General features: G+C 55.5%; 9 protein-coding genes. 1 reads left to right on the top strand and 8 read right to left on the bottom strand.

The window, feature by feature from the left end; genetic code table 11:
* Window positions 1–247 precede the first annotated feature (247 nt).
* The 3 genes from M5B96_RS18430 to M5B96_RS18440 are packed head-to-tail and all read right to left on the bottom strand — an operon-like array spanning window position 248 to window position 6,060.
* Window positions 248–3,322: an efflux RND transporter permease subunit gene (locus M5B96_RS18430; RefSeq protein ID WP_248798160.1), complete on the bottom strand. Its 3,075-nt coding sequence runs from the start codon at window positions 3,320–3,322 to the stop codon at window positions 248–250.
* Window positions 3,323–3,325: 3 nt separating this feature from the next.
* On the bottom strand, window positions 3,326–4,555 hold the full coding sequence (locus tag M5B96_RS18435) for an efflux RND transporter periplasmic adaptor subunit (RefSeq protein ID WP_248798161.1): 1,230 nt from the start codon (window positions 4,553–4,555) through the stop codon (window positions 3,326–3,328).
* Window positions 4,552–6,060, bottom strand: a complete 1,509-nt coding sequence (locus tag M5B96_RS18440; RefSeq protein WP_248798162.1) for an efflux transporter outer membrane subunit — start codon at window positions 6,058–6,060, stop codon at window positions 4,552–4,554. The genes M5B96_RS18435 and M5B96_RS18440 overlap by 4 nt, the downstream gene beginning before the upstream one ends.
* 96 nt (window positions 6,061–6,156) lie before the next feature.
* Here M5B96_RS18440 and M5B96_RS18445 point away from each other — a divergent pair, with 96 nt between their 5' ends.
* The gene (locus M5B96_RS18445) at window positions 6,157–6,846 is read left to right on the top strand and encodes a response regulator (protein ID WP_248798163.1); all 690 of its coding nucleotides are present in this window, start codon (window positions 6,157–6,159) and stop codon (window positions 6,844–6,846) included.
* On the opposite strand, the gene M5B96_RS18450 is transcribed toward M5B96_RS18445, so the two are convergent.
* The 5 genes from M5B96_RS18450 to M5B96_RS18470 form a co-directional block, all read right to left on the bottom strand.
* Window positions 6,823–6,975 (bottom strand): hypothetical protein, encoded by a 153-nt coding sequence (locus tag M5B96_RS18450; RefSeq protein ID WP_412548619.1) that lies wholly within the window; start codon window positions 6,973–6,975, stop codon window positions 6,823–6,825. The two genes, M5B96_RS18445 and M5B96_RS18450, sit on opposite strands and share 24 nt — an antisense overlap.
* 157 nt (window positions 6,976–7,132) lie before the next feature.
* Window positions 7,133–8,113, bottom strand: a complete 981-nt coding sequence (locus M5B96_RS18455; RefSeq protein WP_248798164.1) for a WD40/YVTN/BNR-like repeat-containing protein — start codon at window positions 8,111–8,113, stop codon at window positions 7,133–7,135.
* A gap of 17 nt (window positions 8,114–8,130) precedes the next feature.
* On the bottom strand, window positions 8,131–10,458 hold the full coding sequence (locus M5B96_RS18460; RefSeq protein WP_248798346.1) for an efflux RND transporter permease subunit: 2,328 nt from the start codon (window positions 10,456–10,458) through the stop codon (window positions 8,131–8,133).
* 80 nt (window positions 10,459–10,538) lie between these two features.
* On the bottom strand, window positions 10,539–12,257 hold the full coding sequence (locus tag M5B96_RS18465; protein ID WP_318654849.1) for a DUF1302 domain-containing protein: 1,719 nt from the start codon (window positions 12,255–12,257) through the stop codon (window positions 10,539–10,541).
* Window positions 12,258–12,273: 16 nt separating this feature from the next.
* Entirely contained in the window at window positions 12,274–13,674 is a 1,401-nt protein-coding gene (locus M5B96_RS18470) for a DUF1329 domain-containing protein (protein ID WP_248798165.1), read from the bottom strand.
* Window positions 13,675–14,120 lie beyond the last annotated feature (446 nt).

Genomic DNA, 14,120 nt, shown 5'->3' on the forward strand with positions numbered 1-14,120 from the left:
AGCCAAGAAGTGCAGGAGCAAGCAGGGGCGAAGTGGACGTAAAAGGGGTCGTCAACGGACTTTGTAACGAACGCCTTAAGCGCCCTCCCTGTCGCTGACTGATTATGCGATTCACAGAGCAACCTGCTGGTATGCAGGACAATCACCCGGCTGGGGGATGATGGTCTGGGTCTACGGGTCGGCCAGTGCCAGACGGCGGTATCCGGGGGGGATCATCAGCGCCTCCCGGCGAGTCGAGTCCTCATCGTTACACAACCCGACTTGAGCTGAGCACATCAGCTGACTTTTCTGAGCGTTTACGAAACAACAACCCATAGAGCACTGGAATCAGCCCCAGCGTCACCAGAGTCCCCAGGGCGAGTCCTCCCATGATCGTAATGGCCATGCCTTTCCACAGCGGACCGGCGAACAGCATCAACGGAATCAGACCAATGATACAGGTCAACTTGGTCATGATAATGGGTCGCAGCCGCTTGACCGCAGCCCCCACCACGGCTTCGTGTAGCGGCAAACCCTCTCCCCGTTCGACCTCGATACGCTCCAACAGCAACACCGCATTGTTGACGATGATGCCGGCCAGGGATAGCAAGCCAAAGGTTGCCATGAATCCGAACGGGTAACCGGTCAGAACCAAGGCCGCCGACACGCCGATCAAAACAAATGGCACGCTGGCCACCACGATCAACAGCTTTCGAAACGAGTTGAACTGCCAGACGAACAGCAACAACATCGCAACCAGCGCATGCGGCAGGTACTGCAGTAACGCCTGGTTGGCCGCGGCAGAGTCCTCGATCTCTCCGCCCAGTTCGATCCGGTATCCAGGCGGCAGGCCCATGGCATCGACCTGCGGCGCCAGGCGCTCGACAATCGAGCTGGCTGTCAGCGACGGATTGTGCCCAACCACCGTGATCGTCCGCTCCAGGTTGCGACGCAGGATAGTCGACGCTTCGACCTCGGCGCGCACTGTCGCGACGGCAGCCAGAGGTAACGCATCGCCCCCCGCAGCCGGATGGATCAGGGTGCTCCCCAGATCGTTCGTCGGGGTACTGGCGTTCGTGGGTTCGCGCAAGACAATGGGTACGCTCGTCTCGCCATCCTGCATCGAAGACGCCAGCAAGCCCCCGCTGCGCAGCTGCAACGCCTGGGCAATGTCCTGGGTGCTGACCCCAGCCCTTCGCGCCTGGTACTGATCGACGACGACGCTGTAACGCAGTTGCCGTGAGCGCCAATCGTTACGCACGTCTTGCGTACCAGGCAGCGCCATGAGCGCTGCTTCGATCTTGCCCGCGATACCTCGCAGTACGCTTTCATCCGGTCCGATCACCCGATAGATGGCGACGCCAGCTTCGGTGGTGCCCATTGAAAATCGCTTGGGCTGCGCTTGAACCTCCGGGTGCTGGGACAACAGATAGCGGTTTGTACGCGCAATCACTGTATCGATATCAACGTCATCGCGCACACTGACGGTGAAGTAGGCAACATCCGGCGCCGGCAAGGTCGGATTGAGTCCCAGCACAATCCGCGGCCCGCCCTCGGCCGCATAGCCGATACTGTTGACCACATCTTTATCGGCGCTCAACCACTGACTGATATCGCGCACGGTTTGCAAGGTCACACGCGAGCTCGTGCCCGGCTCCAGAGTGATGGGTATCTGAAACTGCTTGCGGTCCGATTTCGGCAAAAAGTCATAGGGCACATGGGTCAGCACGACAATCGCCACGGTTAACAACGCCAGCATGCTGCCGAGAAAAAGCCAGGGATGCTGCAACAGTCCCTCGATCACTCGGCGATAGCCACGGTAAAATAGCGAGTCGTAGCCGTGTGAATGGGCATCCTCCTTTCCCGGCACCGGCGCCTTGGCAAAGCGCAAACACAGCAATGGCGTCACCGTCACGCTCAGCAGCCAGGGCCCAAGCAACGTGATGGCCAGCACAATAGCCAAAGACCGCAGGTATTCATTGGTGCTGGTCTGGCCGAGAAAGAAGGGTGAGAACGCCAGGATGATGACCAGAGAAGAGGTTAGCAACGGGATCATCAAACTGCGTCCGGCGTCCTCACAGGCGCGCTGACGCTCTTCCCCCGCCTGCAGCCGACGCTCGATATCCTCGGCGATGACAATGCCGTTATCCACCAGCAAGCCCAATGCGAGGATGATCGCGGCGATCGAAACCGTCTGCAGCTCTACACCCAGGGCACGCATCACGATCAGAGTTCCGAGGATGGTCAGCGGTACGATCACCCCCACCACCAATCCAGTTCGCCAACCGAGAAACAGCATGACCACGGCCATGACGATCACTACGGTTTCCATCATCACGTGTTGCATCTTGGCCATTTCGTGATGCACAACATCGGCCTGGAAGGTCACCACATGCATCGAAAAACCCAGCGGCAACTGTTGCTCCAATTGCGCCAGGCGCTCGCGCAAGGCCTGTCCAAAAGACTGGATATTGAGCCCGGCCTTCATTGAAACAGCCAGCACCACCGCATCCTGTGCCTGGTATACCGCAGCACTGTCCGGCTGCTCGTTGGCTGCTACTGAAATTGTGGCCAACTTCTCCAGTGCCACCGACTGCCCTTTCTCCAGCCGAATCGGCAACTGCTCCAACTGCGCAGCAGAGAGCACCTCACCTGTCACCGTGACCGTGGTTTTCTGCTCGCCCAGCAAGGGGCTTCCCGACGACACAATGACATTCTGTCTCTGAAGCTGCTGCAGCAATTGTTGAATCGAGAGGCCAAACCCCGCCAGGCGTTGGCGATCAAAATCGAGGTAGAGCCGCTCCTCCTGCAAGCCGTACAAAGAGATCCGGTCCACACCCGGCAAGGCATACAGCTGGTTACGCAAGCGCTTGATCGGTCCGCGCATTTCATTCATGGCAAATCCGGGCGCGGTGACGGCAATTGACGCCACCGCAACCTGTCCGAAGTCGTCGTCCACGAAGGGCCCCAGGGTACCGGGCGGAAAGCTCGCCCCGGCATCAGCCGCTTTGGCCCTGACCCGCTGCCATAACACCCCCAGGTCCTTGACCTCGTCATAGGCGGTGATCTGGATGATCACGCTGCCCGGCCGTACGGTTGTGATCAGGTTCTTGATCTCAGGCAGCTCCCGGAGCTTGTCCTCCATTGGCTTGGCCAGCAGTTCCTCGACCCGTTCCGCCGGCAACCCGGGAAATGCCACGCTGACCAGCGCGTCACGGATCGTCACCGACGGCTCTTCCTGGGAAGGAAAGCTCCAGAAAGTCAGGACACCGGCCACCAGCACCAGTAAAGCGGCAAACAAGGTCAAGCGGCTGGCATCCATCGCACTACGAGTAAGGTTCATGATCTAGTTGTGCGCCAGCCGAGTAGAAGGTTGATACAGGCTCACCGCCTGACCGTTGGACAGAAAGGCGACACCGGCAGTAACCACCTGTTCGCCGTCGGCCAGTCCGCTGTCGATCAAGGCACGGCCTTGCTCGACACCCGCGATCGATACGCTCCTGGTCGTTACGCTGCCAAGCGTTGTGTTCGTCGCGGCGGGCTGGTAGACGAAGACTTGAGCGCTGGCACTGGTCGGCCCCATCGACAGCGCCGACACAGGAATGGAAAGTTGACGAGGTGCATCCGCGTGCAGCTGGACAACGACGGTCAAGCCACTGGACAGCGCGACTGACGGAGTACGCAGACGAAAAATGCAGGTTTGTAACAACCCATTTTCCGCCCTGGGCGAGACCCCTTCGAGCACCAGGTCCAAGGACGTGGAGGGTTGCGCCGCAGCATAGGCCTGCGCTGCATCACCTGGCTTCAGTCCTTGGGTCAGCGCGGCGGGCACAGCCGCCACCACCTGCCAGTCATCACTAGATTCCAACTCAAGCACCACCTTGCCGGCGATCAGTTGCGCATAACGATCAGCGAGGCGCGCCACGATGCGCCCACTAAAAGGTGCGACCAACCGAGCGTGTTCAACCTCACGCTGCGCCAAAGCCAGATCCGAAATAGCTCGACGTTGCCCAGCCTCTGCCTGCCCATAAGCCACTGCGGCCGACTCAACAACGCTTTGCGCAACACTGCCGGCGGCATACAAACGCTGTTGGCGCTGATAATTGCTTTTTCGCTCAGCAGCCTGCGCCTGGCTCGCACTGACGCTGGCCCTGGCCTGCTCCAGACGCAGCCGCGCAGACTGAGGATCGAGCGCGGCAAGTACCTGACCTTGTTGAACCCTATCCCCGACATCAACGCGCAAACTATCCAATCGCCCCGCGGACTCAAAAGCCAGGCTGGCGCGCTGGCGCTGCCGGACTATGCCAGTGAAGCGTCCGCCCGCTCCTGCCACCGCCTTTGCCGCTTCCACCTTGACGGCGCGCGTGACAGGCGGTTCTGTGGGCGCGGTGCGGGAACAGCCACTCAAGAGCAAAGCGACAAGGCAGACTACATAAAAGCTGCCGATAAGCGATTCAGTTGCCCGGCAAATCCCCTCGAAACGATGACACATCGCGCTCCCCGACTTCATCAAAGGTTGTCGTTCAACGCCCCCCTTCATCCAGAAAGTTTCGGGTTGTTCAGAGTGACGGTTCATTGCGAAGACTCATTGTCGGAAAGGAGTTGGGCAGGTGCAGTGTCAACACCACAAAGCACGCGATAAATGTCCAGCCGGTTGAGCAATAGCGCCTGACGAGCCTGTTGCCAAACCATGTCCGCCTGAGCCACACGAATCCGCGAAGCCAGCAAGAGGGTGCGGTCGGCACCTCCCGCTTCAAGCTCAGCGAGCGTTCGCTGCGCCTTGCTCTGCGCGAGAGCACTCAGCACCTTTTCGCTACGCACACGTTCCAGCACATGCTGACGCTCGGTCAGTACGTCTGCCATTTCGCGGAACGCGGTTTGCACGGTTTTTTCGTATTGAGCGACGGCAATTTGCTTACGAACTTCGGCCAGATTCAGGTTGGCGCGATTGCGCCCGCCGTCGAACAACGGCAGCGAGAGCTGGGGGCTAAACAACCACGTGCCATTGCCGCCTTCAAACAAAGTGCGCAAGCTATCGCTGGCAATGCCGATACCGGTGCTGAGTTTGATCGAAGGAAAAAAAGCCGCCCGGGCGGCGCCAATGTTGGCGTTGGCGGCTTTCAAGCGTTCCTCGCTCTGTCGAACATCAAAGCGCTCCAACAGGCGTTGAGAAGGCATATCAACCAGCCACTGTGGAGTGCCAAGGTCAGCAGGCGCCACCTCGACAGACTCAACATTATTCATAGGTGGCAGTGGCTTCGCGTAGCCTGTCACCAACAACAACGCCTGGAGTGAGCGCGCATGCTCTGCCGTTGCAGCGGCCAGTCGCAGGTGTGCGTCTTGTGCCTTTGCATGCTGGGAGGCGACATCGTCAAACGACGCGGCACCTTCGACCTGCAGCCCCTCCGCCCTACCCAGTATTGTCTGTTCGGCATCGTCAATCAGTCGCGCATCGACTTGCTGCGCTGCCGTCAGCCGTTCAAGCAAATACAACCGGGCGACTTCAGCGATCAGCGCACTGCGTGCCGATTGCTGGCCATAAATCGTGGCTAGGTAGTCATGTCGCGCCGCTTCGGAGAGACTGCGAACCCGACCGAAAAAATCCAGTTCGAAGTTCGAAATACCGACCGAGGCGAACGTCAGGTCCTGGCCATAGCGTTCATTGATCGCGGCGTTGTCGAATTGCTGACGATCACGTTCGAAGCCGGCGGCCACAGTGGGTGTGCGATCAGACCGGGCCGTACGATAAAGAGACTGAGCTTCCTCGATACGTAAAACCGCCACTCTGAAATCACGATTGAAGCTCAGCGATAACTGCACCAGTGGCCGGAGCCCCCCCTCGGGTGAAACCTCTGCAATCAGGTGTTCTTCGTTCTGAGAAAGGTTGATTTCAGTTGGCGTGGACGACAACCCAAAGCCCTCTACCAGAACGCTCGCCTGCTGCGTTTTCGGCACGGACAATGCCGGTCGTTCATAGCTGGGCGCCAGGGAACAACCTGTTAAGCCCAGCGTCAGCGACAACACCACCCAGTAGCGTTGACGCAATCGTATAGTCTTGGACAGCGGTGCGTTCTTCGACATAGGATCAGTTCGTGCTGTGAGGTCTGGACGTGATCCTAGGCGCCGACTATCAATAAACCGTTCGCCAAATATCAAGATTTGATCAAGAGGCCCACCGTGTCAGGAAAACGTATTCTGGTCGTCGAAGACGATGCCGACAGCGCCAGCATTCTCGAGGCCTACCTGCGTCGAGACGGCTTCGAGGTGATACTGGCCGAAGACGGACAACGAGGCATTGAGCTACATCGCCAATGCAAGCCCGACCTGATTCTGCTGGATGTCATGCTGCCTCGGGTGAGCGGCACCGACGTGCTGACAGCTGTCAGACGCTGCGGCGATACCCCCGTCATCATGGTCACAGCGATGGGCGATGAGCCTGAAAAACTGGGTGCCTTGCGCTATGGCGCGGACGATTACGTCGTCAAACCTTACAACCCCAAAGAAGTGGTCGCACGGGTTCACGCAGTCTTGCGTCGCTCAGGCGTAAGTGCAGTCGCTGAACAGCACCTGCGGTATAAAAACCTGCGGGTTGATCTCAATGCAGTCACTGCCAGTATCGAGACCGTCAATCATGAACCGCTGCTGTTGGACCTGACACCTACCGAATTCAAAATTCTGGCCACGCTACTGAAAACCTCAACCAAAGCCTTCACCCGTGAGGAGTTGCTGGACATCTGCCTGCCTGAAAGCGAGGCCCTCGCCAGAGTCGTCGACGCGCATGTCCATAACCTGCGTCGCAAGTTGGAAATTCAGGGCATCGAAGGTGTCTTGGTGACTGTCCGCTCAGTGGGTTATCGATTCAAGTGAACCCATGTTCGAGGCTTCAAAAACTCGGCAAAAACCTTCATCCACAACCCGGCAGTTCTCCAGCACAAAAGCGTACTGAGCACAATCCAGGGCGATGTTGAAGTTCTGCTTGGTCACCAGCAGGCTCAAACCCTCATCATGCGAACGACCACCGCCATTGGACAATACCCGTCGCCCGTTGATGAAAAGTCTATCCAGGCAATTCGCCCCTCTTCCAAGGACCGTTTTTTGACGCCTAAAAGTTAAACCGAGTTGCAGCCATGCTGTATCCCAAGCCGACAATCGCTTACTTGGTCTGCGGGACAATCCCGTGGCGCGAGAACAGCAGCCACTTTCCATCCTCTGCAGCAAGTACCGCAGTCAGTGACTCCTTGCTGGGAGCTGTGGCCTCTTGAAACGTGCGCCCACCGTCGAGGCTATGTTTTTGCAGACCGTCCAGACCCACGACCATCACCTCAAGACCGTTAGCATCGATGGAGGTAAGTGAACTCTTACTGCCAAGAGGCACCCGCACCCAACTCTGCCCGCCGTCTTCACTACGCAGCAATGTTCCACGTTGTCCTCCGACCAAAAGCGTCCCGTCACTTAACTGCACCCCGCACCACAGCGACCCTTCATAACCCGTACTCAAGTAGTCCCACGTGCGCCCAGCGTCTGCAGAGTGCAGCAAGCGACCTCGTTCAGCTGTCGCGAAAACACCGCCTTTAGCGTCAGGAAATAGATTGATCAAGTTGAGGTCAGACAACCCTTGGTCTTTAGGACTGACCTTCTGTTCAGTCCAGCTCTTGCCACCGTCCTGTGTAACCAGCACGAGCGACCACAATCCAACAGAGACACCACGCTGAGCGTCGAAGAAATGCACGGCGAACAGTGGCCGATCCTCCGCCATAGCGAGCCGCTGGACTCGCCATTTCTCACCACCATCAGTGGTTGCCAGAATGGCACCCCAGTGTCCTACCGCCCAGCCGTTCTTAGGGTCGGCAAAGCTGACACCAGTCAGCATGGAACTGACTGGCACCCCTTGAGCCTGGCGGAAGGACAAACCGCGGTCGTCTGACAGCAGAATGACGCCATTGTCCCCAACACTGACTACGCGTGGGCCTGCCCAAGTGGCAGCCAGCATGGCAGCGTCAGTTGCTATAGGTGATATTGCGGCCGGGGTTGGCTGAAGTTGAGCAACGAGCTCAGAGGCTGAAGCTACAGAGGCCATCATCGCCGCCGCAATGATCGCAAGAGCGCAGGCCAGCCGCTTAAACAACGTATTCATATTTTCTGCTCCGGACATCAATGCACCAACAGGCCAGGTGCGCGCACAGGGCCACTGCGCGGGAAAAGCCGTTCAAGCCAAACCGCGAAAGCAGGTAGTACAGTAATCGCCATTACCATGTTTACCAGGAACATAAACGCCAGCAACTTACCCATATCGGCTTGAAACTTGAGCTCTGAAAAGGACCAAGTTGCAACGCCCACGGCGAGGGTGATGGCGGTAAAAATTGTGGCGGTACCAACCTCGAGGATAGATTGCTCCAGCGCCTTGACAATACCAACACCGTTGGCCATATGAAGCTGCAGCCGGTTATAAATATAAAACGCGTAGTCAACACCAATGCCGACCGCGAGCACCATCACAGGAAGCGTTGCGACGGTCAGACCTATTTGCAGCTCCTTCATAAACCAATATCCAATGAAGGTTCCGATCGTGAGCGGAAAACAGCACGCCAGAACAGCACGAAGATCTCGGTAGGTAAAAAGCACCAGCAAGATGATCGTCGCATACACGTAAAGCATCATTGGCAGTTCGCTATGCTCGATCTCTTCGTTGACCGCTGCCAATACTCCCGCATTGCCCGAAGCCAGGCGAATCGTGACACCTGCCAGTCTGTCCTCACTGCGGAATTTCTTGACCGCAGCGATCACGCGATTGAGGGTGGTTGCCTTATGGTCAGCCAGGTAAATGTGTGCGGCGATCATGCTGCAATCTTTGCGCATGATGCCTGGTACTCGACCAATCTCAACACCCAACGCTGCGTAGTTTGCCGGGGCAATCGGCACCACCGACATCTTTGGATTTCCCTCGTTATAGCCTTCGTTGTACTGGCGCATCAGTGAAGAAAAGGAAAGGACCGACATGACCCCTTCAACTGGCTGCATGGCCCAGACAAACCGATCTTGATAGGCACCAATCTGGACATTCTCGCATGACCCAGGAGGCGCCTCGAAAACGACGGTCAACCAGTCCAGCCCAACGTCATAGCTTGAGGAAATCGACACCGCATCCTTGTTGAATCGAGCCTCGGGTCGTAGCTCAGGGGCGCCCGCTTGCAACGTTCCGACTACCCGATCTCGACTCTGCCAAATAGCCGTGGCAAACACCGCAAACACAATAAACAGAACCGCCGCGGCGTTTCGAGGCACTGCGACGCGCGCCAACACACGCAACCAGCGCGCACGTTGCGCCGCCTTCAGCTCTGCGCCCTTTGCATAGCCCTGGCCCATTCGTAACATGGATGCTGCCACCGGCAGCATGATCAAATTGGTGACGATCTTGTATGCCACACCAAGCGATGCGGTGATTGCCAGCTCTCGGACCATAGGGATGGGCATTAAGATCAACGTGACAAACGAAACAAACGCGGTTACTAACGCAAGTGTTCCGGGTATCAAGAGGCCACTGAAACTCGATCTGGCCGCTGACTCCATTGACTTACCGCGTGCGAGTTCACGAACGATGAAGTTGATCTGCTGAATACCGTGTGAAACCCCAATCGCGAACACCAGAAAGGGAACAAGGACACCTAGCGGGTCAAGCCCGAAACCAAGCAAATACAACGTGCCGAATTGCCAGACCAGTGACACAAGAGAGCAGGCTAGCGGCAACAGCGTCAGACGGATCGAGCGGCAATACCAGTAGACCGCCAGGGCTGTGAGCAACAACGCTATGATGCAGAACTCAAGAACCGATGAGGCGCCCTCAGCAATGTCACCAATCTGCTTGGCGAACCCGATAATCTGAATCTCGTATTCGCTGTCCTCAAACTTTGATCGAAGCTTTGCCTCCAGCGCCCGGTCGAATTCAACATAGTCAATATGCTCGCCTTTCGCGTCAATCTCGTTGAGATCCGCCGTCACCATCGCGCTCGTCTGATCACGAGCGACCAGATTGCCAATAAAACCGCCCTGCACCGCAGATCGGGAAATCATCGTGATGGTTTCGGCATCCAAACCATCCGGGGTTACCGTACCCGGAATAATTGGGTCGGCTCTAAAACCGTCCTCAGTGATCTCACTAACGAAAGAGTTTGGGGTCCATAGGGATTGAACACTGCTGCCCGCCACGTTCGGTAAAAACGTGAGGGCCTGCGTGACATCGTAAAGCCGCTTCAACCCGTCCGGCGTCCAAATGGTGCCGTTCCTAGCCTTGACCACAACGATCAGGCGATTAGCACCCAGTAAATCTCCACGATACTGTTTGAACGTTGCGACGTACTCATGACCAATCGGAAGCTGCTTCTCGAACCCCGCATCCATTCGTAACTTGACGGCAAAACAAGCCATCACAAGCGTGAAGCACATAAGCAGTCCGAGCACAAGTCGCTTGTGACCGAAGAGCATATTTTCCAGCATTTTCAATATCCGAATTAGCACCCCGGAATGTGCTAATTCAGCGTCGGGTAATGCCTTCATATAACGCCTCAGAAGTTACGAGATACATTGATGCCAACAAAATCGCGGTCACGTAGCGGATTAGTCAGAGGATCAGATGGCCCTAAGAATTTCGTGATATTCATACCCACCTGCCAATTAGCCGGGTTCTGTATGAAGTTAATATACATATTCACCGAGGTGACACCTTCCATAAACTGCTCATTTATATTAGGTGTATAGCCGAACATCCCCCTGCGTACATAAATACCCGGATTAACCTGCCATCCGCTAATGAGCGATCCATCGTAAACCCAGTTGAAATCGATGTCGATCCCACCTGAGTACTTTGTCCCCTTGGAGTCACCGGGGGTATTGAGCCCGCCTGTAGTCACAAGATCGTTCTTCTGATTACCCCAGACCCATCCACCTGAGGAGATCGGTGAACCGTCATAACTATCATGCAAGCCAGGATAAGCGATCACAACGGTTTCAGTCGTCAGCGTCGCGGTGTCTGCACCCAGCGCATTCAAGATTCCCCTGGCGTTAGAGGGCTGAAGCGCAAAGAGTGAAGTCAGATGCCATTGAAATTTCTTCTCGTCGACCCAGCATTTCCCATTCTGTGCCACGCAACCGCTCGCTGGATTCAGAGGGACTGCATCCTTGGGGCGATACGAAAGCTCGGTTCCAACAGCCCAGTCACCCACAGGAAAATTGGCACTGACACCAAACATATGGCGATCTTCCGGGAACTGGTAGACCGTCAGACCATTGCTATCCAGCGAAGTTTGTGGAAGCTTGTCGTGGTAGGTAATAGTGTACAAGCCCAAATTCAGGTCGGTACCCTCCGGTTGGTAACGCAGTGCTAGACCATACTGCCCACCTTCGCGCGCATCCTTAGTTCTCACGTTATATGCACTACTTCCCGCACCAACGATGGAGGTGGAGAAGTAACTCCCTACCGGTGGCAGGTAGTCCTCATTCCACTTGGTTTGTACGTAAGCCTCTGCGTTAAAACCACTTCCAAGCCCCGTAGCTACGCTGATGATTGGAGCTGGCAGCACAAACTCCTTCACTTGCGCGCCAGGTTGCGATGACCGATTGACATCGATAGCATTCGTCGCGTTGATACCTCCGACCTCGAAAATGCTTTCACCCCAACTGATAACCTGATTGCCCACTCGAACCCTGGCTTGCTGATCGCCAACGTTAAAAGTCTTGCTCACCCATAGATCGAGCAGACGCGTTTGAAAACGCAAATCGTCTTTCGCATTTGAAGCCAGACCATGACTTATATCAGGAGGCGTCGAGTTGAAAGCATCTTGTCCACTCGCCTGCCCCGTCGTTTCAGCCGCCGAAAAATCACGCAACCAAGTGCCACGCACCATGAAGGCCAGGCCTTCCGAAGGCATTTTTAGCAACAGTTCGTGACTACCTTTCAAGTAGGTCGTGAATGCATCACCTTTATTGTAGTTAATATTACCTTGGTCGCTAACTCCACCAGCCTGACCCAGTTGGCCACCGCCTGTCCTCGCCCCAGTGGCCGAATTATAAGTTGGCGACACCAGGTTACTACTTTGAGACTCCGTACGAATGCCGGTACCCGCCGACACTGTAGAGTCAAAACTACCGTGAATAGTGTCCGCATCATTTGAGAACGTGAAAGCGCTTGCACTACCGCTGACGATGCTAAAGATGGCCATCAGTGGAAGTTGAAGAGACAAGCCATATTCATTACTGCGGCGCGGCGAAAAAATTCTCATCATCATTTCCCTCACCGTCCTATTATCGTTCGCTCATCGCCCGGAGGTTTTCAGCTGTATAGTAACCCGGCTTCATACGTGGATCGCTGGCGCCATCGACAATCCACCTAACATCTTTACCACTTGCAAGTGGTGAGTTATCCATAACATATCGACCTTCCGACAAGTTGTACTGAACGAAGGCGAACGAGTCACACGTCCCGGTTTCATACACGGGAATTCCATACCCCTCACGAACTTTCGAGATATTGCCTTGCGCGTCATAGTCGACAGCACCAAGGAGAGTCCAACTGTCTTCGTCGATATAAAAAATCCGCTTCGGGGCGGAGTGACGCATGCCTTGTTTTACTGTCGCCTCAACAACCCATACACGGTGAAGCTCGTAGCGGCGCTGTGAGGCGGCGACAAAGTCAGGCTGCATTACATCCTCATACTTGGCTTTGAAGTCGTATATCCCCAGTGAGTTATAGGGAACAATCATCTCCTTCTTACCAACCAACTTCCAATCGAAGCGATCCAGCATGCCTGAGAACACGTTCGTTTCGTCAATATTATATTGATTTTCAAAACCGATCTGAGGGGCGTCATAAGCATAAGCAGGCATACGTCGAGTGCGGCGTTGCCCCGGGAAGTAATAAAAAGCCTCCATTGGCTTGTCGGCCATACCAGTAAACGTTGCGGCTTGACCTGCCACTGCCGTCGGCGACATGTAACTGATATTCACCATACCCTCTACACGGCCGTTCTCGGCGAAGGTTGTTCCGGCCTTCACCGCCCAAGGCATATAAATGCTTTGATCCCCCATGAGCCTGATCCAGTCCGAGCCACCTTTTCGCGGCGAAATCGAAGTGATCATGCTGTAACTTTCTATACCCACGCCCCGGTAGCGCATTTTTACATTCCACATCGCTTCGGCCCCGGTTTTCGGTTCGATAAACGGGAGACCGGGTGTGTAGGCATCAGCCAGGGCTGAACCGTCTGCGCTTATCTTTGCAAATCCGACGTTCTTCTTTGTGTTCTCCGCAACGTAGTCTGGAACACCGCACGTCCGGCGTGACGGATACACGGGTATGCTGTAACCCTTGATGTTCTTTACGACAGCTATCTGACCGGGATTAAGCTGGCCCGCATACTTATCAACGTTGCTGGCGTCAATGGAGTACAGTGGTGCATCAGACTTGTATTGGAAAAAATCTTTCCGCAACTGACCATAACTCCAGCCAGGCGTCATCGGCTGTGGTGCCGACCACGCCGGGATGCCACTTGCGGTACCTGCCTGCTCTGCACCAGACGGGGTCAGACCAACGCCCTGCGCCAGCACCGACGATGTCGCCAGAGCGAAGAGAGTGGCGAGCAAGTGAGTCGTCGCAATTTTATGAGCGGCTGCGAACTGATGAAGGGGTTTGTAAGTTATTGTTATCATGACAATCTCCTCGGGAACGGACTTAGCTAAAGGCCCTTCAGCAACGACAGAAGCCGCTACAGTTGAGCCAGGTTTGTGGCAGCACGAGAAAGTCTCTTTAAAGTTCGATTCAAATCAGCCCTACCCGCGACCGAAATATCCTTCACCACATTCCATGTATGTGTATTTATGGGAGCAACAGGGCGATATGTTGCACAAATCAGCATAGTGAAAACCTCTATGCTAACCAACATCGCATTTAGCTCGATCGCGGTAAACCACGCGTAAAAAAAAGCAAACAACCCCTGAAACTCATACAGAACACGCTTTGAACGCTATGTAAGGACATCAAAAACCCTTGATCTCCCTACTTAACTCTTAAGACCAGGGAGAATACGGTGCAAAATAAAAATCCTAAACTGCCCCTATAGCATTAGTTTCAAGAGTTTCAAACAGCCCCCGTAGCA

Source organism: Pseudomonas sp. MWU13-2105, from assembly GCF_023242315.1.
Taxonomy (GTDB): Bacteria; Pseudomonadota; Gammaproteobacteria; order Pseudomonadales; family Pseudomonadaceae; genus Aquipseudomonas.